This is a genomic window from Cohnella xylanilytica, from assembly GCF_014212175.1.
GTDB lineage: Bacteria > Bacillota > Bacilli > Paenibacillales > Paenibacillaceae > Cohnella > Cohnella xylanilytica.
This window is the reverse complement of record NZ_JACJVR010000027.1, coordinates 13,337-35,560: the sequence shown is the minus strand read 5'-3', so window position 1 is coordinate 35,560 and position 22,224 is coordinate 13,337. Positions and strand designations below refer to the sequence as shown.

At 60.9% G+C, this 22,224-nt stretch carries 18 protein-coding genes; 10 read left to right on the top strand and 8 right to left on the bottom strand.

What is annotated here, in order from left to right:
* Positions 1-96: 96 nt before the first annotated feature.
* The 5 genes from H7B90_RS07960 to H7B90_RS33340 all read right to left on the bottom strand — a co-directional run bounded on the left by H7B90_RS07960 (position 97) and on the right by H7B90_RS33340 (position 7,448).
* Positions 97-1,539, bottom strand: a complete 1,443-nt coding sequence (locus H7B90_RS07960; protein ID WP_185135324.1) for a response regulator transcription factor — start codon at positions 1,537-1,539, stop codon at positions 97-99.
* 133 nt (positions 1,540-1,672) lie between these two features.
* Positions 1,673-3,520, bottom strand: a complete 1,848-nt coding sequence (locus tag H7B90_RS07955; RefSeq protein WP_185135323.1) for a type 2 periplasmic-binding domain-containing protein — start codon at positions 3,518-3,520, stop codon at positions 1,673-1,675.
* Between the two features lie 143 nt (positions 3,521-3,663).
* The gene (locus H7B90_RS07950) at positions 3,664-4,563 is read right to left on the bottom strand and encodes a carbohydrate ABC transporter permease (protein WP_185135322.1); all 900 of its coding nucleotides are present in this window, start codon (positions 4,561-4,563) and stop codon (positions 3,664-3,666) included.
* A gap of 19 nt (positions 4,564-4,582) precedes the next feature.
* The gene (locus H7B90_RS07945) at positions 4,583-5,539 is read right to left on the bottom strand and encodes an ABC transporter permease (RefSeq protein WP_185135321.1); all 957 of its coding nucleotides are present in this window, start codon (positions 5,537-5,539) and stop codon (positions 4,583-4,585) included.
* 142 nt (positions 5,540-5,681) lie between these two features.
* On the bottom strand, positions 5,682-7,448 hold the full coding sequence (locus H7B90_RS33340; RefSeq protein ID WP_185135320.1) for a sensor histidine kinase: 1,767 nt from the start codon (positions 7,446-7,448) through the stop codon (positions 5,682-5,684).
* Positions 7,449-7,989: 541 nt separating this feature from the next.
* Here H7B90_RS33340 and hisS point away from each other — a divergent pair.
* The 4 genes from hisS (at position 7,990) to H7B90_RS07920 (ending at position 12,610) form a co-directional block, all read left to right on the top strand.
* Complete coding sequence (hisS, locus tag H7B90_RS07935; protein WP_185135319.1) at positions 7,990-9,249, top strand: histidine--tRNA ligase; 1,260 nt, start codon at positions 7,990-7,992, stop codon at positions 9,247-9,249.
* 19 nt (positions 9,250-9,268) lie between these two features.
* A complete protein-coding gene (aspS, locus tag H7B90_RS07930; RefSeq protein WP_185135318.1) occupies positions 9,269-11,098 on the top strand; it encodes an aspartate--tRNA ligase in 1,830 nt (609 codons plus the stop codon).
* Between the two features lie 93 nt (positions 11,099-11,191).
* The gene (locus H7B90_RS07925; RefSeq protein ID WP_185135317.1) at positions 11,192-11,962 is read left to right on the top strand and encodes a tRNA threonylcarbamoyladenosine dehydratase; all 771 of its coding nucleotides are present in this window, start codon (positions 11,192-11,194) and stop codon (positions 11,960-11,962) included.
* Between the two features lie 354 nt (positions 11,963-12,316).
* Complete coding sequence (locus H7B90_RS07920; protein ID WP_260410851.1) at positions 12,317-12,610, top strand: YdeI/OmpD-associated family protein; 294 nt, start codon at positions 12,317-12,319, stop codon at positions 12,608-12,610.
* Between the two features lie 84 nt (positions 12,611-12,694).
* Here H7B90_RS07920 and H7B90_RS07915 read toward each other — a convergent pair whose 3' ends face one another.
* The 3 genes from H7B90_RS07915 to H7B90_RS07905 all read right to left on the bottom strand — a co-directional run bounded on the left by H7B90_RS07915 (position 12,695) and on the right by H7B90_RS07905 (position 14,781).
* The gene (locus H7B90_RS07915; RefSeq protein WP_185135315.1) at positions 12,695-13,204 is read right to left on the bottom strand and encodes a ferritin; all 510 of its coding nucleotides are present in this window, start codon (positions 13,202-13,204) and stop codon (positions 12,695-12,697) included.
* A gap of 108 nt (positions 13,205-13,312) precedes the next feature.
* Entirely contained in the window at positions 13,313-13,969 is a 657-nt protein-coding gene (locus tag H7B90_RS07910; protein WP_185135314.1) for a YwrJ family protein, read from the bottom strand.
* 83 nt (positions 13,970-14,052) lie between these two features.
* A complete protein-coding gene (locus tag H7B90_RS07905; protein ID WP_185135313.1) occupies positions 14,053-14,781 on the bottom strand; it encodes a hypothetical protein in 729 nt (242 codons plus the stop codon).
* Between the two features lie 358 nt (positions 14,782-15,139).
* Here H7B90_RS07905 and H7B90_RS07900 point away from each other — a divergent pair, with 358 nt between their 5' ends.
* From H7B90_RS07900 to H7B90_RS07875, 6 genes are all read left to right on the top strand, one after another.
* The gene (locus H7B90_RS07900) at positions 15,140-15,598 is read left to right on the top strand and encodes a hypothetical protein (RefSeq protein ID WP_185135312.1); all 459 of its coding nucleotides are present in this window, start codon (positions 15,140-15,142) and stop codon (positions 15,596-15,598) included.
* 170 nt (positions 15,599-15,768) lie between these two features.
* Entirely contained in the window at positions 15,769-16,824 is a 1,056-nt protein-coding gene (locus H7B90_RS07895) for a CotH kinase family protein (RefSeq protein ID WP_185135311.1), read from the top strand.
* A gap of 87 nt (positions 16,825-16,911) precedes the next feature.
* A complete protein-coding gene (locus H7B90_RS07890) occupies positions 16,912-18,240 on the top strand; it encodes a replication-associated recombination protein A (RefSeq protein ID WP_185135310.1) in 1,329 nt (442 codons plus the stop codon).
* Between the two features lie 139 nt (positions 18,241-18,379).
* Positions 18,380-18,688 (top strand): ArsR/SmtB family transcription factor, encoded by a 309-nt coding sequence (locus H7B90_RS07885; protein ID WP_185135309.1) that lies wholly within the window; start codon positions 18,380-18,382, stop codon positions 18,686-18,688.
* Between the two features lie 11 nt (positions 18,689-18,699).
* Complete coding sequence (locus H7B90_RS07880) at positions 18,700-19,782, top strand: cation diffusion facilitator family transporter (RefSeq protein ID WP_185135308.1); 1,083 nt, start codon at positions 18,700-18,702, stop codon at positions 19,780-19,782.
* A gap of 321 nt (positions 19,783-20,103) precedes the next feature.
* Positions 20,104-21,399: a hemolysin family protein gene (locus tag H7B90_RS07875; RefSeq protein ID WP_185135348.1), complete on the top strand. Its 1,296-nt coding sequence runs from the start codon at positions 20,104-20,106 to the stop codon at positions 21,397-21,399.
* Positions 21,400-22,224 lie beyond the last annotated feature (825 nt).

Below are 22,224 nucleotides of genomic sequence, written 5' to 3'. Positions count from 1 at the left end.
ATCCTTAACAATGGTTGCGCTTACATAATAATCGTTCCGAGCAGTCGATTCAGAGAGAAAATCGGCTTCTCCCGCGCGAAGACGGTTCGCGGTTTGTCATCCGTTTTCCCCCCGGTTCGAACCGTTGTCCCGCTCGCCGCCGCAGGCGCGGAATTCGGTCGGAAGCTTGCCGACCTTGTCGCGGAACAGCTTGCTGAAGTACTTGTCGTCCTCGAAGCCGGCGGCAGCGGCGATCTCGTAGACGGGGATCGAAGTCGTGAGAAGCAGCGACTTCGCCCTCTCGAGGCGCATCGTCCGCAGCAGGTCGCCGAACGACTGGCCCGCGAACCGGGCGAAGCATTGGCTGAAGTAGCTCCGGCTCATGCTGACGTGGGCGGCGACGTCGTTCTGGTTGATCTTGTTCCCCGCGTGCCGGCGCATGAACTGAACGGCCCGCAGCAGGCAGAGCATCACTTCCTTCGACAGGCCGAGCTCCGCCATGCGGCCTTTGGCCTTGTCCGAGAACCGGCCGAGCCAATTCTCCCAGTCGGCCCACGAGACGTTCCGCTCCGTCTCCTCGCGAAGCCGCTCCGCCTCCGCGGGGCGAAGCAGGAGCGGCTCCCATTCCCTGCACAGCCGCGCTCCGAATTCCTCGATCGCCTCCTTCGGGGGCTTCTTCTCCGCGATCCGCCTCAGCAGCCGCTCCCGGTCCTCCGCGCAGAAGGCCCATCTCAGATCGGGATCGCGCTCCGGGTCGAGCTCGGGGCAGGCGTCCGCCCCGCGGACGGCGCCGGCGGGCCGCGCCAGCTCCCGATAATCGGCGCGAACGGCCTCGCCGGGCTTCGCGCGGGAGTAGAAGAGCAGCCCGGGAACAGCCGCTTCGAGGACGGACGAGACTTCGTCCAGCGGCTCGTCTCCGACGCGGGAGAGCGAGACGATCCGCCAGCGGTCTCCCCATTCGCCCGCCGCCTCGCGGGCCGCCTCTTCGGGGCGGACGGGATGAACGAGCGGGGACAGCCACATGCGGCCGAGATCGAGAAGGGCGTTGCGGCGAACGGAAGGGAGCCGAAGCAGGTCCCCGCCGGCTTCCTCCCGGGAGCGGGGGACGAACAGGAGGGCGGAGGAGGCCGCGATGCGCTTGCGGGAATCGGCGGCGAGGCCGGCGGCCCGGCTCGCTTCCTCCCAGTCGAAGCGCTCGAGAATGCGGCGGATGACGTCGTCGGCGTTCTCCAGCTCGAGCAGCGTCTTCACGATGTAGTCGATGGCGCCGAGCCTTAGCGCTTCGTGGACGTAATCGAATTCGTGATGGCAGGTGAGCACGACCGATCGGATCCGGGGGTGAAGACTCCGCACCGCCTTGATGAGCTCGAAGCCCGACATGTGCGGCATCGTGATGTCGGTGAACAGCAGATCGGCCTCGACGGTATCCAGCAAGTCCAGGGCGGACTTGCCGTCGCCGGCTTCTCCGACGATCGCGATGCCGTGCGCGGACCAATCGATCAGGGAGATGAAGCCTTTGCGAACCAATCTCTCGTCGTCGACAACGACGGCTCTAATCATCGTCAGCTGCCTCCTTAGGCGGATATGGGGATGGATATATTTGGATTATAACATAAATAAAAGCGGATAAAGGTCGAAAACCGCCCGTTATCCGAAGATAACGAGCGGCTGCTCGCCGTCGGGCGCCGGCGGCTTACGGACTTACGCTTTTGCGGGCTTCGAACAATTCCTCGGCCTTCTTGACCGAGAACGCCATGACCTCGTCGTAGCCGAGTCCCTTGACCTTCTTGAGCATCTCGGCCTTGAGCTTCTCGTACTCCGCTTCGTTCTTGGCGAACACCATCTTCCAGGAATATTGCTGGATGACGGTGCCGATCTGCTTGTTCTTCTGCAGAAGCGCCTGATCCATCTGCAGCGGCTCCTTGCCGGTGAAGCCTTGGGGAGCGACGGCGACCATATCGTTCTTGACGAAGTATTCCTTCGCCGTCAGGGCGCCCATCTTCTCGCGCCAGTCGCTGTCCAGCTTTGTCGGATTGCGCTTCAGAGACGTCTCCCACAGGTTATGGTCGTAAGGCTCGCCCGTCTCGGGATTGGTGAGCGACGGAACGACGAACGAGAAGTTGATCTTGTTCATGCCGTTGTCGAAGCTGCCGCCTCCGTACTCCTGCGGCATCTGCGTTCCTTTCTGATCCTGGTAGGCTTGCCAGCCGAGGTCGGTCACGTAGGGCTTGCCGTCGGAGCCGATATCCCAGAGCAGTCCCTTCGGGCCGTTCGGGATCGAGGTGCCTCCGCCCGCCGAGATCATGGCCCCTTCCGGCGTATAGAACCAGTTGATGAATTCCATGATCCGCTCCGGATCCTTCGCCTTCGCGCCGATGGAGAGGATGCCGTTGCCCCCGTATTGGTTGAAGCCGGTGGACCAGACCTTCTCGCCCTTGAACGGAACGAGCGCGAAGCCTTTGCCTTGGGCGGTGCGTTCCGGCGTGTTGTAATTGGCCGCGCCCAGCCACGGGAACCAGGAGAACAACAGGCGGCCGTCCTTGTACTTGGCCGTCACCTCGTCGAACTTCTGGGACAGGGAGTCCGGGTCGACGAGCCCCATCTGGTTGGCGTCGAAGTAGAGCTTGAGGGACTTCATGTACCAGCTCTCGTCGGAGAGGAAGTCGTAGTACTTCGGCTCGTCGGCCTTGACGTACACGGCCGTGTCGACGATCTCGTCGTAGCCGTACATGTTCGCGAACTGCTTGGCGAGCGTCAACTTGTAGTTGCCGTCCCAGTCCGACCAGAGGGAGAAGGCGTACGTCTTCTTGCCTTGCTCGTTGGTCGGCTCGAGCTCCTGCATCTTCTTCAGAACGGGGAGGTAGTCCTCGATCGAATCGATCGGAGGCGCGCCTATCTTCTGATACAGATCCCAGCGCAGATCCGGCCCCCACGTCATGTCCTTGCCTTCGGAAGGCCCCGGCTGGTTGGTCGCCACGTTGTTGCCGATGCCGTATACCGCGCTGCCGCCGCCGAACGAGATCTTCGCCTTCTCGATCGCCTTGGGGAAGCTCTTGACGATGTCCTGCCCGTACTTGTCGAGCAGGCCGTCCTTCGTCCAGTCGAGCAGCAGTCCCGCCTTGATCGCGTTCGGGTAGTTGCCCTTGTCGTCCCCGAACACGATGATGTCTCCCATGTCGCCGGAGGCCATCATGGCCGCGATCTTGTTGTCGCCGCCGTCCAGGTTGGAGGCGATGATGTTCAGCTTGATGTTGAACTTGTCCTTGATGATCTTGGCGAACCAGCCGGTCTGTTCGCCCGCGTAGTTGGCCGTCGTCGAGAAGACGGTCAGCTTGAGCTCCTTCGAACGGTCGAGCCCGGAAGCCGAAGTCTCCGGCGAGCCCGATCCCGAAGCGGTCGCCGTCGCGGCGGCCGGCTCCTTGCCTCCGGAAGAAGCCCCATTCTTGCCGCCTCCGCTTCCGTTTCCGCTCCCGCTGCATGCGGTCATCGCCCCGGCCAGGCTGATCGCGAGCAGCGAAGCCGCGATAGTTCTGAATTTCATCGATTCGTTGCCTCCCTTGTGGTGTTAACCCCTTGATCATTTATTAGTCCACCCCGCCGGTAACGGGGAACGACCCGATAGTCGAATTTCCGGACTCCCGCTTTCGGATTCCCACTTCCGGATTCCCGGAATGGGAAAGCTTGTCAGCCCTTCACGGCGCCGAGCAGAATGCCCTTCACGAAGAACCGCTGGAAAAACGGGTAGACGAGCAGGATCGGCAGCACGACGATCATCGTGACGGTCATCCGGATCGAAGTCGGCGTCTGCATGCTCTGCACGTTGACGGCGGACAAGTCCGACGAGTTCTTGATGAGGTTCGCGAGCGAGCTCGCCTCGTTGAGGTACCGGTACAGCAAATACTGAAGCGTGTAATACTTCGTGTCCGTCATGAGGAAGGCCGTGTCCACGAACGCGTTCCACTGATAGACGGCGGAGAAGATCGTGATCGTCGCGAGAATCGGCATGCAGAGCGGGAACACGATGCTGCCGAAGATCCGGAGGTAGCCCGCGCCGTCGATCGCCGCCGATTCTTCGAGCGAAGCCGGAAGCGATTCGACGTACGTTTTCACCAGGATGATGTTGAACGGAGAGATGATCGAAGGCAGCACGTAGGCGAGATAGTTGTTGGTCAGGTGCAGATTGTGCATCGTCAGGTACCAGGGGATAAGCCCCGCGCTGAAATAGAGCGTCACGATGACGCCGCGGTACGAGAGGGTGCGCCCCCACATCTCCCGCTTCGTGAACAGGTAGCCGAGGAAGGCGGAAGCCCCGACCGTCAGCAGCGTGCCGACGACGGTCCGGTACAGCGAGACGAGCGCGGCCTGCCCGAGTCCGCTGATCTTGAGCACGTCGATGTAATTGTTGAAGTGAACGCCGCGCGGATAGAACGTAATATAGCCGGTGGAAGACAAGCTGTTGTCGCTGATCGTGTTAATGAACAGGTAATAGAACGGGAACACGCAGGACAGAGTGAAGAGACCGAGGAACGTGTAATTGACGACTTGAAAAACAGCGCTTCCCGCGCTGAGCCGCGAGGATCTCATCGGACGGCCGCACCTCCGCTTACAGGATCGATTCGCCGCGAACCCATTTGGACAGGCCGTTCGCGAGGAACAGTAGAAATACGCTGATGATCGACTTCAGCATGCTGACGACGGTGGCGAACGGGAAGTTGTTGCTGAAGGCGATGTTGTACACGTACAGGTCGAGCACCTCGATCGTGTCCTTGTTCATCGCGTTCTGGAACGCGAAGTATTGCTCGATGCCGTTGTTGACGAGATTGCCGATGGCGAGCAGCAGCAGCACGAAGAAGGTCGGCACGAGGCTCGGGACGGTGATGTGCCAGATCTTGCGGAAGCGGGACGCCCCGTCGACTTCGGCGGCTTCGTAGAGCTCCTGGTCGATGCCGGCGATGGCGGCCAGGTAGATGATCGCGGTCCAGCCGAGCGATTTCCACCAATACCACAGAATCATCGGACCCCATACGTTCGAATTGGATGCGAGAAAATTGATTCCCTGGTCTACGATGCCGAGCTTCACGAGCAGCGTGTTGACGAGGCCGTTGTCGACCGAGAGCAGGGTGAAGGCGATCGAGTAGACGAGAATCCAGCTGATGAAGTTCGGAATCGTCGTCAGCGTCTGGACGATCTTGCGGAACCAGCCGGTCCTCACCTCGGTGAGCAGGATCGCGAAGACGACGGGGAAGAAGGAGGTGGCGATGCCGAGCCCGCTCATGGCGAGCGTGTTCTTCATGACGCGCAGCACTTCTTCGGTCTGGATCGGGTTGGAGGCGATCGTCCGGAACCACTTGAAGCCGACGAACGGCGTCTTGGACAACGGGATTCCGGGGAAGTAGTCGTAGAACGCGTAGATCCAGCCGTAGATCGGCAGGTAGAAGAAGAGAAACGTGACGACGAGGAACGGGAACGCCATGAGGAACAGCTTGTACTTGTTGGGCAAGCCTCGGCGGAAGTAAGGGGCTTGGGCTTCCAGCTCGAGCTTGCCGGACGTTGCGGCCATAGGGGTCTCTCCTAACTGCGGGATTCGAATGCGTTTACATTGTACCCCTGGCCCCGCCCCCGCCGAGAGCGAAAACAGCCCTCCGTCGAAGGAGGGCTGTCTGCTTCTGTCGAACCAAAGTCTCTTCGGATCGAACCGTTTTCTACCCGGACAGCCGCTCCTCCTCGAGGTCGTCGGCGATCCGTCTCGGGATCCGGATGGAGACGGACGTCCCGCGGCCGGGCTCGCTCTCGATCATGAGCCTCGTTCCTTCCCCGTAGAACCGGCGGAGCATGCCGTTCACGTACGAGAGGCCGATGCCCATGCCGCGACGCTTGACGCCTTCGTTCTCCTCCGACAGCAGCCGCGCGATCTCCTGCGGATCGAGACCCGCTCCGTTGTCTTCGACCTTGAGCAGGGCATGGTCCGGACCGGACGGGACGACGGACACTTCGATGCGGCCGTTGCGCTCGCTCAGCCCGTGATAGATCGCGTTCTCGACGAGAGGCTGAAGCAGGAAGCGGGGCACCGGCATCCGGAGGATCTCCTCCTCGGCGATGACATGGAATTCGAACTCGTAGTCGTAGCGAATGCGCTGCAGCTCCATGTAATTGCTCATCGCGTCGATCTCGTCGCGCACGGTTACGATCAGGCTCGTTTTCCCCAGGTTGTAATGCAGCACCTTGACGAGCAGCGTGACGAGCTTGTCGATCTCCTTCTGGCCGTTCATCCGCGCGAGCCACTGGACGGTGTTCAAGGTATTGTGCAGAAAATGGGGGTTGATCTGGCTCAGCAGCTTCTCGATCTCGAATCGGCTCTTCTGCTTCTCGTTGCGCGCGACGGCGGCGATCAGCTCGTTGACTTTGTCCTTCATCGTCTGGAAGTTGCTGAGCACGAAGTCGAATTCCTCGACCTGCGTGAACGCCACGGGGGACGTCCGGTTCTCGGCGAGCCGCACGATCTCCACGTTCACCTTCCGCAGCGGGCGGTACACCTGCTTCCAGATGAGGAACGCGAGCAGGGCGGCGAAGACGAGAGTGGACAGGCCGAGGACGATCATCTTCCGGATCCAGGAGTAGATCTCCCCGTTGAACGACGATTCCGGCACGGCCGCGACGAGCTGCCAGCCCTGGGGGCTGACGTAGCGGAACAGGTGGTAGTCTCCGGCCCGGAACAGGCTTCGGGTCCGCTCGGCGCGAACGGCTTCGAGCACCGAGTCCGGAAGGCGCTCGTTCTCGACGGCGGTCACGGTGCCCTGCTGGCTCACGAGCAGGTGAACGACGTTCATGCCGTAGGATTGGCGGCTCAGCACCTTGACGAACAGATCGTAATTGGTCTCGAGGTAAATGTAGGCTTGCCGTTCGCCCTGCACCTGGACGCTCCGGATCTCGGAGAAGACGAGGTTGTTGCTGTTGTAGTACATCGTCTTGTGCGGGCCGTAATACTTGGCGCCGTTCTTCTCGACGAAGAGGGGGAGCTTGCCGGCGTCGAAGCTCCGTTCCATGCTCAGGTTCGAGAACAGGACGGAATCCGAGGCGTCCGGGAGGATGTAAGCGGTCAGGCCGAGGTACGGATTGGTGAAATTGACGAGGTTCATCTTCGCGTTGATGGAATCCATCAGCTGCGACTTCCGGTAGATCTTCCTCTCCTGCAGATACGCCGACAGCTCGTCCACGATCTGGCCGTCGAGAGCGAATTGCTTCGAGGCGAAGTCGAGGTTGTTCAGGGCGTTCTCGAGCCGGTCGGCCTCCTGCTTCAGGCCGGCTCCGATGCCGGTCTGGATCTTGCCGGTCAAGATCGAGGAGATGGAGGAGTAGGTGAGCAGGCAGACGAACAGAAGCGGAATGAGGCAGCCGATCATCAGGTACGCGACCAGCGTCCGGCGCAGGGACCGGACTTTGGGGACGCGCGCGGCTTGAACGGAGGACACGGTCGCATCTTCTCCCTCGCGATGGAAGCGTTTGCCCCGTATTATAGCACACCGTCCCGGAATTGGAAGCGCTGCCCATCGGGGGAGACGGGCAAGCGCAAGACGGGCAAGCGCAAGTTGACAGGTCTCCTGCCGATGGATTAGAATAGGACTCAACTGTATCTAGCCATGATTCGATGACGGGAATCAGTACTCCGGCCCCACATCTCCAGAGAAGAGAGCCTTCGGCTGCAAGCTCTCCGTTGATGACCGGACGAACGACCTCCCCGAGAACCTCGCGCGAACGGCAGCCGCCCCTGGGCGGCCGCATCAGTAGCGCGGAGGCGCGGCCGGGCGTTAACCGGACGAGAGCGATGGCCGCTCCGGACGATGGGGAACCCTTAGTCGCGGAGAACGGCGTCGAACGACGGGTGGCACCGCGGAAGACGAATCGAAGGCTTCCGTCCCTGACATGCTTCTATCGCATGCCGGGGACGGGAGCTTTTTTAGTGCGGCGGACGCGCCTACGGTTGCAGGCAAGACGAAGGAAGGGTGATTCAACATGGCGTTCCAGAAACCGCCGGGCACGCAGGACGTGCTGCCCGGCAACTCCGAGACATGGCAATTCGTGGAGAAGACCGCGAGAGAGCTGTGCCGGCGCTTCCGCTTCCGGGAGATCCGCACGCCGATCTTCGAGACGACGGAGCTGTTCCAGCGCGGCGTCGGCGAGACGACCGACATCGTCGAGAAGGAGATGTACACGTTCACGGACCGCGGCGACCGCAGCATGACGCTGAGGCCCGAAGGAACGGCGGGCGTCGTCCGCTCCTACGTGGAGAACAAGCTGTACGGCGAGCCGGACATCGCGAAGCTGTATTACATCGGCCCGATGTTCCGCTACGAGCGCGCCCAGGCCGGGCGTTACCGCCAGTTCCACCAATTCGGGGTCGAGGCGATCGGCTCCGCCGATCCGGCGCTCGACGCCGAAGTGATCGCCCTCGGCTTCAGCTTCTATAAGGACCTGGGGCTTAGCGGCGTCACGGTCGAGATCAACTCCGTCGGCACGCCCGAGGTGCGGGCGGCGTTCCGGGCGAAGCTGCTGGACTTCCTGACGCCGATGAAGGACAGTCTGTGCAAGGATTGCCAGTCGCGCATGGAGCGCAATCCGCTGCGCGTGCTCGACTGCAAGGTCGACCAGGCGAAGTTCGAAGGCGCGCCTTCGATTCTCGACAGCCTCGACGAGGAGTGCGAGGCGCACTTCGCCCGCGTGCGGGAGTGCCTCGACGCGATGGGGATCCCGTACGCGATCAATCCGCGTCTCGTGCGGGGGCTCGACTACTACACGCACACCGCGTTCGAGTATAAGGCGCAAGGCATCGGCGCCATCGACACGGTGGGCGGCGGCGGGCGCTACAACGGCCTCGTCGCCGAGGTCGGCGGGGACGACCGCCCCGGCGTCGGTCTCGGCATCGGGCTCGAGCGCACGCTGATGCTGCTCGAGAGCCAGGGCGTCAAGCCGGACGCGGGCTCCGGGGTCGACGTCTACTTCATCGCGATGGGCGAACGCGCCGAGCGCGAAGCGCCGGGCATCGTGCACCGGCTGCGCGAAGCGGGGCTCGCGGTCGAGCGGGATTACCAGGGCCGCAAGACGAAGGCGCTGTTCAAGGCGGCGGACCGCGCGGGCGCGAAGTTCGCGGCCATTCTCGGCGACGACGAGCTGGACCGCGGCGAGATCGCCTTGAAGAACATGGCCGCGCAGGAGCAGCGGCAAGTTCCGCTCAGCGGACTGGCGGAGACGATCAAGTCCATTATTACGGAATAGGAAAAGGGGAACGTCAATCATGATGCTCAAAAACCGAGATTGCGGCACGTTAACGAAACAACACGTAGGAGAGACGGTCGTTCTGAACGGCTGGGTCCAAGGCTGGCGCGACTTCGGCGGCATTCTGTTCATCGACCTGCGCGATCGGACGGGCATCGTCCAGATCGTCTTCAACCCGGAATTCTCCGGACAGGCTCTCGACATCGGCAGCCGGGCGCGGAACGAATACGTTCTCGCGGTCAAGGGCAAAGTCGTCGAGCGCGATCCCGAGACGTTCAACCCGAACCTCGCCACCGGCGAGATCGAGATTCAAGTGCATGAAGTCGAAGTCGTCAACAGCGCGAAGACGCCTCCGTTCCCGATCGAGGACGGCGTCGAGGTGGACGAGGCGCTCCGCCTGAAGTACCGGTACCTCGACCTGCGCCGGCCGGAGATGCAGAAGACGCTGCGGCTCCGTTCGAAGGCGACGAAGGTATTCCGCGACTACCTCGACGACAACGGCTTCATCGACGTCGAGACGCCGATTCTGACGAAGAGCACGCCGGAAGGCGCGCGCGACTACCTGGTGCCGAGCCGCGTGCATCCGGGCGAATTCTACGCCCTGCCGCAATCCCCGCAGCAGTTCAAGCAGCTGCTCATGATCGGCGGCATCGAGCGCTACTACCAAGTGGCCCGCTGCTTCCGCGACGAGGACCTGCGCGCCGACCGCCAGCCGGAGTTCACGCAGGTGGACATCGAGACGTCGTTCCTGTCTCAGGACCAGCTTCTCGGCATGATGGAAGAGCTGACGGCGAAGCTGTTCCGCGAGACGATCGGCGTCGAGATTCCGACTCCGTTCCAGCGGCTGACGTATCACGATGCCATCCACAAGTACGGCTCCGACAAGCCGGACCTGCGCTTCGGCCTCGAGATCGAAGACGTGACCGACATCGTCAAGAACAGCGACGTGAAGGTGTTCGCGTCCGTCGCCGCTTCCGGCGGCGTCGTCAAGGCGCTTAACGCCAAGGGCTGCGCGAGCTGGAGCCGCAAGGAGCTCGACGATCTGCAGCCGTTCGCCGCCCGCTACGGCGGCAAGGGCATCGCGTGGATTACCGTCAAGGACGGCGAATGGCGCGGCCCGATCGTCAAGTTCTTCAAGCCGGAAGAGATCGCGGCGCTGACCGAGCGGCTGAACGTCGAAGAAGGCGACCTGCTCACCTTCTCCGCCGACAAGCTGAAGACGGCCGCCGACGTCATGGGCAACCTTCGCCTGAAGGTCGGCCGCGAGCTCGGTCTGATCGACAACAGCCAGTACAAATTTCTGTGGGTCGTCGACTTCCCGCTGCTGGAATGGGACGAAGAGGCGAAGCGCTACGTCGCTCTGCACCACCCGTTCACCCGTCCGCACGACGAAGATCTGCATCTGTTCGACACCGACCCGGGCGCGATCCGCGCGCAAGCGTACGACATCGTGCTGAACGGCTACGAAGTCGGCGGCGGCTCGATGCGGATCTATCGCCGCGACGTGCAGGAGAAGATGTTCGCGGCGCTCGGCTTCTCGCCGGAGGAAGCGAAGAAGGAGTTCGGCTACTTCCTCGACGCCTTCGAATACGGCACTCCGCCGCACGGCGGCATCGCGTTCGGCCTGGACCGCCTCGTCATGCTGCTCGCCGGCCGGACGAACCTGCGCGAGACGATCGCCTTCCCGAAGACGGCCAGCGCGACCGACCTGCTCTGCGAGGCTCCGTCCGCCGTCGCCGACCGCCAGCTCGACGATCTGCACATCCGGCTCGCGGGCAAGGCGCTCGCCGCCCAAGCGAAGTCGGCGGCGCCCGCCGATGCCGAAGCCGAGACGGCCGGCCAAGCTTAAGGACAGTCCCTAATCGCAGGAAGCGCCGCGTTTCCCGTCCCTAGACGGGGCGCGGCGTCTTTCCTGCCTATGGAGAAGGAGCTGACACGAAGCATGCTACATCAATTCTCGAGAACCGAACTCGCGATCGGCCCGGAGGGGCTCGATATTCTGAAGGGCTGCACCGTCGCCGTGCTCGGCATCGGCGGCGTCGGCGCGATCGCGGCCGAAGCGCTCGCCCGATCCGGCGTCGGCCGGCTTATTCTTATCGACAAGGACGTCGTGGATATCACCAACATCAACCGGCAAATTCACGCGCTGACGACGACCGTAGGCCAGCCGAAGGCCGATCTCATGCGCGACCGCATCAAGCTGATCAATCCGGAATGCGACGCTATCGCCCTCAAGATGTTCTATACGGAGGAGACGTACGAGGAGCTGTTCAAGTACGAGCTCGATTACGTCATCGACGCCTCCGACACGATCTCCTACAAGATCCACCTGATCAAGGAATGCCTCAAGCGGGACATTCCGGTCATCTCCAGCATGGGAGCCGCCAACAAGATGGATCCGTCCCGGTTCGAGGTGGCGGACATCTCGAAGACGAGCGTCGACCCGATCGCCCGCGTCGTTCGTCAGAAGCTGCGCAAGGAAGGCATCAAGAAGGGCGTCAAGGTCGTCTTCTCGAAGGAGGAGCCGATCAAGCCGCTGGAGGACGTCACGCAGCGGATCGTTCCGGATACGGCGCCGAAGGAGATCCGCAAGGCGCAGCAGCCGCCTTCGAGCAACGCTTTCGTGCCGCCGGTGGCGGGGCTGATCATGGTGAGCGTCGTGTTCCGGGAGCTGCTCGAGAAGGGGAAGAAGGAGCGCGAGGCCAATGGATGAGGCTCTCGTTCGCAAGCTGAGGGTGCCGGCGGAAGGCAAAGTCGCCCTTCTCCTGGCGCCGGAAGGGTACGCGGAGAAGATCGGACGGACGGAGGGAGAGACGCGGCTGGACGAAGCGGCGGAGTCGGGCTCGTACGACTTCGTGCAGCTGTTCGCGAGCGGCGTCGCCGACGTCGAGAGCCTGGCGCCGGCAGCGATCCGGGCGGCGAAGCCGGACGGCCTGCTCTGGCTCTGTTATCCGAAGGGCACCTCCAAGCTGAAGACGGACCTGAACCGGGACAAGGGCTGGGACGTCGTGACGGCGGCGGCTGGGAAGGCGTCTCTCTCATCTCCGTCGACGACACCTGGTCGGCGATGCGGTTCCGTCCGCGCGGCGAAGAGTCGCAGCCGCGTCCGACCCCGGCCGAACGGCGCCAGGCGAAGCCGGCCGCGTCCGCCGAGCCTCTGCCCGTGCCGGAAGACCTGGAGCGGGCGCTCCGGGAGCATCCGGCCGCCGAGGCCGTCTTCGCCAAGCTGGCTCCTTCCCATCGCAAGGAATATATCCAATGGGTGACGGAAGCGAAGCGGGCCGAGACCCGGGCTAGCCGGATCGAGAAGACGGTCGATAAGCTCGCGTTGGGCTTGAAGCGTCCTTCGGACAAGGCTTGAGCTCGTTACGCAACGCCAAACAAGGGTTGGAGGGGAGACGGTCTCCCCTTCCAACCCTTGTCTTCGTTGCGGGATGCTCTTGCCTTACTCCTCCGCTTCCGGGGAGAAGGTGCGCTTCGCGAGCTCGGCATCCAGCATGTAGAAGGCGTTGCTGTCGCTGTCGATCCTTCTCAGCTTCTGGATGATGCCGTCGAAGGTCGATTCCTCTTCGACCTGTTCGTCGATGAACCATTGGAGGAAGTTGATCGTCGCGTGCTCCCTCTCCGCCCATGCGGCGTCGGACAGCTCGTAGATCCGCTTCGTGACGGTCTGCTCGTGGGAATACGCGTGTTCGAACGTCTCCAGCAGGGAAGAGTATTCGTTCTGCGGATGTTCCATTCCGCTGACGATCGCGCGCTTGCCCAGACGGTTGATGAAGTGGAAGATCTTCATCGCGTGGAACTTCTCTTCCTCGGATTGCACGATGAAGAAGTTCGCGAACCCGTCGTAGCTCTCGGAAGAGCAATAGGCGGCCATGGCCAGGTAGACCTGGGACGAGTAAAATTCGTAGTTCATTTGATCGTTCAGTTTGTCGATCAATGCTTGGCTGATCATGGCGATCACCTCCATGCCCTATTATAGGACAAGAGCCGCCGGCAAGTAAATGTTGGCAGACGCCAAGCGCCGCGGAAGCCGGTTCGGCTCCCGCGGCGGGGTCGGCGACTAGGGACGATGAATCGTTTTGACGTGATCGAGGTGAATGAACGTGCTGTAGCCGTCGGCGGACACCAGCTCGATCAGATTGCCCTTGACCGACTTCAGCAGCCCGATCTTGCCCGGATGTTCCCCAAGATCGAGCACGACGAATTCGCCCTCGAACTTCTTGAGCTGTTGGTCGAACGTGCGGGCTAAGGACGTAGGCGACGGATTGACCGGGAACTTCTCCTGCTCCAGCGCGTACGGCGTCGTCTCGGGGTCGTAGGGAATCAGGGTCTTGAGGTGGCGCATCGAGACGTAGAGGGATCGGAACATGGGCGAGTAGAAGACAAAAAAATCGTTCATGATGCTGGTGACGTAGCCGTGAACGGCGTGATTGCCGACGATATACAGTTCCGAGAACATGCCCTTGGCATTCAGCAGAACTTTGCGGTACGACAGCTCCGTCGTCGGGTCGAGCGGCGGCTCCGGCGCGATTCCGAAGTCGGAATCGAAGGCGGGAAGCCGCGTCAATTGCTGCATGTGGATCAGAGGGACGTATAGAAATTGGAAGCCGTTGTGCAGGACTAGGATATCCGTGCCGATGTCGATCAGCGTGCCCTTGATAGGGATTCTTTTGCCGGATACCGTCATGACGACGGGTTTATTCAAATAAGTGTCCATGAGCTTCGCGGGGGCACCTCCTTTATTGTGGACTCATCCCGATTGGTCAACCCCTCTCGTTCGGATGCACAGGAGGTGCTAACTTACCGGCCGCTTCGTCCGCTGCCGCCGCGACCGCCGGAACGGCCTCCGCCGCTGCGACCCCCGCTGCCGCTTTTTCCGCCGCTGCGACCGCCGCTTCTGTTGCCGGATTTATTGCCGCTCTTGTTGCTTCCGCTCTTGTTGCCGCCGCTTTTATTGCCTCCGCTTTTGTTATTATTGTTACTACCGCTTTTGTTGTTGCCGCTTTTGTTGCTCGTCACGCTGATGGTTTTGATATGGAACAGCGGGACGCGGACGAATTCACGCCCGACGATCAGCAGCAGGAAGTCCGAGTTGATCTCGGCGAGGAAGCCTTCGGTTTTCTCGGGTCCGCCGCGGTTGATCTGAACGAATTGCAGCCGAAGTTTGCTCAGCAGCGACTGGAAGCTCGAGGCGGAGACGAAGTCGACGGAACGGCTGCGGTTCTGCGAGCGGTTCCCTTCCGTGATGCTCTTGACGTGGCTTCCATTGACATAGACGACTCCGTCGGCGCCGGAGAGAACCAGATAGTCGCCAGGAACGGCGATGAGAGTTCCTTCGACGCTGTCCGGACCGCCCCGGTTAATTTTGACATGGTGGCCGACCAGGTTGGCCGCTTGCTGGGCTTGGGCCCCGCTGCGGTGAGTGCGGTTGCCGCCGCTCCGCCGAGCGTGTTGGCCGCCGCTCGTCTGATTTTGTACAGGATAATACCCCGCGTTTTGTCTTTGAACCGGATAGAATCCCATATACATAGATCATTCTCCTTCCAATAGTTGAGATTCTCGCAAGCTGTCGCCGCTGGGTGGATGCCCGATAGGCCTGCGGCTTGACGACAAGACGCTGTTATACCGATGGAGAGGCATCTGTTCTTCTTGGATTTATCCCTCCTTTGAACCTGTGCAGGAAGTGTATTTGTAATCTATTCCTATGTGTACCGGAATCGATGAGATACGGTTGGTTGTCCGATTCCACGCGAAATTCCACGAAATGATAGGGAAAGAATGCCCCTTTTGCCGTCGCTTCTGCGCTTGTCTCTATCGGGGGGGACGGGTTGTTCATAGACTGAACCATCCTAACGATTAGGAGGTGTTTCTTAAATGAGCAACGAACTTGGCAATGGGGCAGCGGCTTCCGATCTCAGCTGGGGCGCTTGGGACGCGGAGACTTTGGGAGGCCGCTCCGGCGGGCGCTCTGAGGGACGCTCGGGAGGCCGTTCCGGCGGGCGCTCTGGGGGACGCTCGGGAGGCCGTTCCGGCGGGCGTTCGGGAGGCCGCTCCGGCGGACGTTCGGGAGGCCGCTCCGGCGGACGTTCGGGAGGCCGCTCCGGCGGACGTTCGGGAGGCCGCTCCGGCGGGCGTTCGGGAGGCCGCTCCGGCGGACGTTCGGGAGGCCGCTCTGGCGGACGTTCGGGAGGCCACTCCAGCGGGCGTTCGGGGGGCCACTCCAGCGGACGTTCGGGAGGCCACTCCAGCGGGCGCTCGGGAGGCCACTCCAGCGGACGTTCGGGAGGTCGCTCCGGCAAGCGTTCGGGAGGCCGCTCCGGCAAGCGATAACGAGAAAAAATCGTAAAGCGATTAACCGCCTCGGTTCCCGGGGCGGTTTTTTCTGCTATCGTTCGATTCGTCGATCTCCGCGTTCGGCTCGCGCCTCCGAACTAGACGAACGCCGTTTCCGCGTATGACCGGTACTCATACCTTATACAGGAACGTTAGCCCTGCCCAAGGAAAGGCGGAGACGGCATGTCATTACCGGTGCGAGCGCTGCAACTCGGGGAGTCCGAGAGCGAAGAGCTGGAGCGGAATTTATGGAACGACCGGTTCGTTCCCGCTGTCATGCATACGAACGGACGATCCGTTCCGATATCGGTTCGATACCGGGGAGGCCATACCCGCGGATATCCGAAGCGGTCGTACGAAGTGGTCCGCCAAGGCCAATCCTTCCATTACAACGCGGAATTCGACGACCCCTCCATGATCCGCAACGCGTTGTCCTTCCGGTTCTTCTCGGAGATCGGGGTACCCAGCCCCCGCACGAAGCACGTGCGGCTGACCCGCAACGGGGAGCCGCTAGGCGTCTATTTGGAGATCGAGGGGGTGGAGCGCAAGTTTTTCCGTCGCAGGGGGATCGGTTACTCTTCGTTATTCTATGCGGTGAACAACAACGCCGACTTCGGGATCCGGAATCCCGAGACGAACCGGAACAAGTCGTCTCTGATGTCCGGTTACGAGCATCGGGCGGGGGATGCACGCGAGAGAACCCGGTTAACGGCCTTTATCCGAGGCTTGAACGAACGCACCGGCAGCCGCGCGGCGGCATTCCTGAACAAGAGACTGGACGTAGACAACTACTTGCGCTGGTTGGCGGGGGCGGTGCTCACCGGCAATTACGACGGCTTCGAGCAAAATTACGCCCTGTACCGAAGCCGCAAGACGGGCAAATTTCGGATCATCCCTTGGGACTACGAAGGGACATGGGGGCGCAATTGTTACGGCCGTCTCGTGTCCAGCGGGTTGGTCGAAGTGACGGGCTACAACCACCTGACCCGCAAGCTGCTGGAGCACGATTCGTTCCGGGCTCGCTATAAAGCGATTTTGGGCCGGGCGCTTCAGGGGCCGTTCACGGAACGGAAGATTATGCCCGTCGTCGACGAGATGATCTCGAAGCTGGCCCCTTACATTCGGGAAGACCGCATGCGCCGCTGGTCGTACGGGGAGTTCCTGGGCGAGGCCGATATCATTCGCGATTACATCCGGGAGAGGCGCTCCCTGGTCTCGTCGGCGATTCGGAAAATGTAGCCGCTCCCTGAGGAACGCCCGTTCCCGTTCGTCTTCCGATCGAGCAGGCGTTCTGCTATGATGGAAGAGTAGAAAGGCGGGAGAGCGATGGATTTGTTCAGCTTCCGGGCGGAGACCGAGCCTCGGGCCAGGCTTCTGGCCGACCGCATGAGGCCGGAGACGCTCGAGGAATATATCGGGCAGGAGCATATCGTGGGACCGGGCAAGCTGCTGCGGCGGGCGATCGAGGGCGACGCGGTCTCTTCGATCGTGCTGTTCGGTCCCCCGGGCTGCGGCAAGACGACGCTGGCCCACATTATCTCGAAGCGGACCGAAGGAGACTTCGTCCGGCTGAACGCGGTCGACGCCTCGGTGAAGGACGTCCGCGAGGTGATCGAGCAGGCGGAGAGCAACAAGAACATGTACGGACGCAAGACGATCCTGTTCCTCGACGAGGTGCACCGCTTCAACAGCGCGCGCCAGGACGCCCTGCTGCCCGCCGTCGAGAAGGGCACCATTATTTTCATCGGGGCGACGACCGAGAACCCGTACCATTCGGTGAACGGCGCGCTGCTTTCGCGCTCCACGCTGTTCCGGCTGCAGCCGCTGACGAAGGAACACTCGATGCTGGCGATGCGAAGAGCGCTCGCCGATTCGGCGAAGGGGCTCGGCTTCATGAAGCTGAGCGTGGACGAAGAGGCGCTGGAGCATATCGCGGCCATGGCCAACGGAGATATTCGCCGCGCGCTGACGGCGCTGGAGCTGGCGGCCGTCACGACGCCTTCCGAGCCGGACGGCACCGTGCGCGTCACGCTCGAGGTGGCGGAGGAATCGATCCGGCAGCCGACCGTCCAGGCGGACGAGTCGACGCAGTACGACGTGTTGTCCGCCTTCCATAAGAGCGTGCGCGGCTCGAGCGACGCCGCGCTGTTCTGGTTCCTCTATGCCGTGGAGAAGCTGGGCATGGACCCGATGGTTTTCCTCCGGCGATTGACGGTCGCGTGCAGCGAGGACATCGGCCTCGCCAATCCGCAAGCGATGGTTCAAGCGGTCAGCGCGATGGAGGCGTACCACCGGATCGGTTGGCCGGAAGCCAAATATATCGTCGCCCAGGCCATTCTGTTCGCCGTGGAGAGTCCGAAGTCGAACTCCATCGCCGTAGCGATCGGCCGGATCATGGAATCGTTCGACTCCCTGAAGTCGGCGGAAGTCCCGCTTCATCTGCGGGACGCCCATTACAGCGGGGCCAAGAAGCTGGGGCATGTCGGCTACAAGTACCCGCACGATTTTCCCGGGCATTACGTGGACCAGCAATACTTGCCCGACCCAATTCGGGATCGCTTCTTCTACGAAGCGAGCGAGCAGGGAATGGAGGACAAGATCCGGCACAACCAAGGGCTTCGGCGCAGGACGGGCAGGGGAATGGGAAAAGAATAACGAAAGAGAGCAGTCGCCGATCGTTCGGCGTCTGCTTTTTTCTTTTCTCGCCGTGTTGACATCAGTAGAAATTTCGAACATAATCTTATATGAGCATATGTTCATATAATTAAAGGGTTGACTTAAGGAGCTGAAGCCCGTGAGGGAAGAGGAGCATCGGCTTCTATCCGCGGGAACGGTCGAGAACGTGTCGTTGATCTTCAAAGCGTTCTCAGATCCGACCCGAATCCGGATTCTGTACTTATTATCCCAAGAAGAGTGTTCCGTTAACCACGTCTCCGAGGTGCTCGACATGTCCCAATCGGCGGTCTCGCACCAATTGAGCTACCTGCGGAATATTCGGCTGGTGAAGTATAAGAGAGAGGGGAACGCGATGCTGTATTCCTGCGACGACAGCCACGTCATCTCCCTGCTGAAGCAAGCGATCGACCATTCCGAGCATCCTTAGGAGGAATCCGCATGAACGGCGAACATCATCACGGCAAGAATCACAACCATAGTCACGATCACGGCCAAAGTCACGATCACGGCCAAAGTCACGATCACGGCCAAAGTCACGATCATAACCATAGTCACGGTCGCAGCCCCAATCACGGTCACGACCATGGTCATAATCACAATGACGGACATCGTCACAGCCATGGCCATCACGGACACCACCATCATTACGATGCCGCCGGCAACCGGTCCGGGCTCATCATCGCGCTCTCGATCACCGCGGGAATTCTGATCCTGGAATTCGTCGGCGGGCTTCTGACCAACAGTTTGGCCTTGTTGTCCGACTCCGGGCATATGCTGAGCGACGTGACCGCCTTGGCTCTCAGCCTGCTCGCCGCTCGCTTCGCGACCCGGCCGGCCTCTCCGAGCAAGACGTACGGTTATCATCGCTTCGAGATATTGGCCGCTCTGCTCAACGCTGTCGCCCTGTTCGTCGTGGCCGGCTTTATCGCTTGGGAGGCGGTCGGCCGGATGTTCGAGCCGCCGGAAGTGAGCAGCCTGCCCATGATGGCGATCGCCGCCGTCGGCCTGTTCGCCAACCTGGCAAGCGCTTGGGCTCTAATGAGCAAGGGGGACGTGAAGAACAACGTCAACCTGAGAAGCGCGTACCTGCACGTTCTGAGTGACGCGCTCGGCTCGATCGGGGCGATCGTAGCCGGGCTCGTCATCTACGCCTTCGGCTGGACGATCGCGGATCCGATCATCTCCGTCGTCGTGGCCGTTCTTATCCTGCGCAGCGCTTGGGGCGTCATCAAGAACACGCTGCACGTTCTGATGGAAGGGGCTCCCGGTTCGATCGACCACCAACAGGTCAAGCAGGCGCTCGCGAACCTGGACGGCGTGCTGGACGTTCACGACCTGCACATCTGGACGATCACATCAGGGATGGATTCGATCAGCTGCCATCTGCGAATCGACGATCTAGCGGACGGGCAGCGCCTGCTGCAGCAGGCGCTCCGACTCCTGGAGGAGCGGTTCGGCGTCTTGCACGCCACCGTCCAGATCGAAGATTCCCGCGTCGTTCATGCTCCGTGCAAGGTCTGAAAAATACCGAAGCGGCCAAACCTTGCGGGTTAGAGAGGCCATCTGAGCGGGTAATGGCGGATATAGACCGATTGAGCCGGGAAAATCGGCATGAGAGGCGGGTACGCGCGAATAGAGATAGGTACTGCGTCCTTTTACGGGGCGAACCGTCGTTTGACGATCCGGCTCATCTTCGACTAAGCTAGAATAAAGTTTAATCTCGTTCATTTTCCATAATTTATCTTTTTCGATATAAAGGAGGTGTACCTATCCTCTCCCGCAGAGGATAGGAATCGTTTGGGCGATGACCCGTTTCCGCTAGCGGTGGACTTGGTCTTGATTATGTTGTTGGTGTTTTTGAACGGATTTTTCGTCTCGGTCGAATTCGCCATGGTCAAAGTGCGAGGAACCCGAATCGACACGTTGGTGCAGGAGGGCAACAAGCGGGCGAAGCTCGCATCGCATTTGACAGGCCATCTCGACGCCTATCTGTCGGCTTGCCAGCTTGGCATCACGCTGGCGTCGCTGGGGCTAGGCTGGATCGGCGAACCGACGATCGCGAAGGCACTGGAGCCGGTATTCGAAGGCATGGGTCTCTCGAAGAGCTGGGTTCATCCGCTCTCGTTCGTCATCGGCTTTTCGTTCATTACGGTCTTGCATATCGTTCTCGGCGAGCTCGCTCCCAAGACGTTGGCCATCCGGCAATCGGAGACGGTCACCTTGTGGGCGGCCGGGCCGCTGATCGTGTTCCGCAAGATCATGAGCCCGTTCATCTGGCTTCTGAACGGAACGGCGAATCTCATTCTGAAGATGGTCGGCATTCAGCCCGCTGACGAGATCTCGTCGGCGCATACGGAAGAAGAGATCCGCATTCTTATGAAGGAGAGCCACAAGAGCGGCCTCATCGACAACACGGAGCTCACTCTGGTGGACAATATTTTCGAATTCGCCGAGACCAACGCGCACGAGATCATGATTCCTCGGACCGAGATGATCTGCCTGTACGCGAATCAATCGTTCGAAGCCAACAAGGAGATCGCCTTGAAGGAGATGCATACCCGGTATCCGGTGTGCGAGAACGACAAGGACAACATTATCGGCTTCATCCATATCCGGGATTTGCTCCAAGTCCCCGAGAATTCCGTGCAGGACATCCGGCAGCTGCTTCGTCCTCTGACGACGGTGCCGGAGAGCATGCCGATCAGCACGCTTCTGAAGCTGATGCAGAAGAAGAAGTCGCAGATCGCGATCCTGATCGACGAGTACGGCGGAACGTCCGGCCTCGTCACGCTGGAAGACATTATGGAAGAGATCGTCGGCGAGATTCAGGACGAATTCGACGAGGAGCGGCCGAACCTGGAGAAGAAGGACGATTCGACCTACTCCATCAACGGCATGATGCTGATCGAGGAAGTGAACAGCTTCTTCGGACTGGATATCCCAACGGAGGATTACGACACGATCGGCGGCTGGATGTATTCGCAGATCGAGATTCCGCCGAAGCGGTACCAGGCTGTCGAGCTCGAGGAAGGGTTCCGGTTCGTCGTCGAGGAGACCGACCACTTGCGGATCTCCCGGATCCAGGTGATCCGGGACGAGGCCAACGAATGGGAGCCGCCTCAGGCGGAGACCGGCTGAGAGTAATCAATTGCGAGAATAAAGCTCCGTTCCATTGCCTGCGGGCAGCGGAACGGAGCTTTTGATCGTTTTAGCGGCGACTGCCGGTATTATCCCTTCTGCTCGGTATCGAGTTTGCACCGTTTATGGGCTCATCCCCATAGCTCAGCATGGGGGGATTGCGCCGACTACCGGGCTTATCCCTTCTGCTCAGTATAGAGATTGCCTCGCTTTTTGGGCTTATCCCCACGGCTCAGCATAGGGACTTGCGCCGACTACCGGTCTTATCCCTTCTGCTCAGGATGGAGATTGCCTCGCTTTTTGGGCTTATCCCCATGGCTCAGCATGGGGACTTGCGCCGACTACCGGTCTTATCCCCGCTGCTCAGTATGGAGATTGCCTCGCTTTTTGGGCTTATCCCCATGGCTCAGCATAGGGACTTGCGCCGACTACCGGTCTTATCCCTTCTGCTCAGTATGGAGATTGCCTCGCTTTTTGGGCTTATCCCCATGGCTCAGCACAGGGACTTGCACCGACTACCGGTCTTATCCCCGCTGCTCAGACGCGTTTATGGCATGTACTCGTAAACTTGATGGAGGACCAGCCGCACCGCTCTCAGCCAAAACGCAGATATAGTGAGTATAAGACGATGGGATCGGTTTGATAAGCGGACTTATCGGAAAATTGGATTTAAGAATCCGTAAGAGTCGGGAACTCATGAGGTATGTATACCTGACGTATGGGGATAAGCCCAAAAATCAGGCAGGACGCCAAGACGCGCCTGACGTATGGGGATATGCCTAAAATGCGCAAAAAGGGCTGCGGCACGCTTCAATGCGAAGCGAG

What these genes read in the sequence shown, in the direction of transcription:
- aspS (WP_185135318.1), top strand. Translation starts at nt 9,269, where the DNA reads ATGATGCTCAAAAACCGAGATTGCGGCACGTTAACGAAACAACACGTA.
- hisS (WP_185135319.1), top strand. Translation starts at nt 7,990, where the DNA reads ATGGCGTTCCAGAAACCGCCGGGCACGCAGGACGTGCTGCCCGGCAAC.
- H7B90_RS07875 (WP_185135348.1), top strand. Translation starts at nt 20,104, where the DNA reads ATGTTGTTGGTGTTTTTGAACGGATTTTTCGTCTCGGTCGAATTCGCC.
- H7B90_RS07950 (WP_185135322.1), bottom strand. Translation starts at nt 4,563, where the DNA reads ATGAGATCCTCGCGGCTCAGCGCGGGAAGCGCTGTTTTTCAAGTCGTC.
- H7B90_RS07895 (WP_185135311.1), top strand. Translation starts at nt 15,769, where the DNA reads ATGTCATTACCGGTGCGAGCGCTGCAACTCGGGGAGTCCGAGAGCGAA.
- H7B90_RS07920 (WP_260410851.1), top strand. Translation starts at nt 12,317, where the DNA reads ATGCGGTTCCGTCCGCGCGGCGAAGAGTCGCAGCCGCGTCCGACCCCG.
- H7B90_RS07905 (WP_185135313.1), bottom strand. Translation starts at nt 14,781, where the DNA reads ATGTATATGGGATTCTATCCGGTTCAAAGACAAAACGCGGGGTATTAT.
- H7B90_RS07880 (WP_185135308.1), top strand. Translation starts at nt 18,700, where the DNA reads ATGAACGGCGAACATCATCACGGCAAGAATCACAACCATAGTCACGAT.
- H7B90_RS07945 (WP_185135321.1), bottom strand. Translation starts at nt 5,539, where the DNA reads ATGGCCGCAACGTCCGGCAAGCTCGAGCTGGAAGCCCAAGCCCCTTAC.
- H7B90_RS07955 (WP_185135323.1), bottom strand. Translation starts at nt 3,520, where the DNA reads ATGAAATTCAGAACTATCGCGGCTTCGCTGCTCGCGATCAGCCTGGCC.
- H7B90_RS07925 (WP_185135317.1), top strand. Translation starts at nt 11,192, where the DNA reads ATGCTACATCAATTCTCGAGAACCGAACTCGCGATCGGCCCGGAGGGG.
- H7B90_RS07915 (WP_185135315.1), bottom strand. Translation starts at nt 13,204, where the DNA reads ATGATCAGCCAAGCATTGATCGACAAACTGAACGATCAAATGAACTAC.
- H7B90_RS07960 (WP_185135324.1), bottom strand. Translation starts at nt 1,539, where the DNA reads ATGATTAGAGCCGTCGTTGTCGACGACGAGAGATTGGTTCGCAAAGGC.
- H7B90_RS07890 (WP_185135310.1), top strand. Translation starts at nt 16,912, where the DNA reads ATGGATTTGTTCAGCTTCCGGGCGGAGACCGAGCCTCGGGCCAGGCTT.
- H7B90_RS07910 (WP_185135314.1), bottom strand. Translation starts at nt 13,969, where the DNA reads ATGGACACTTATTTGAATAAACCCGTCGTCATGACGGTATCCGGCAAA.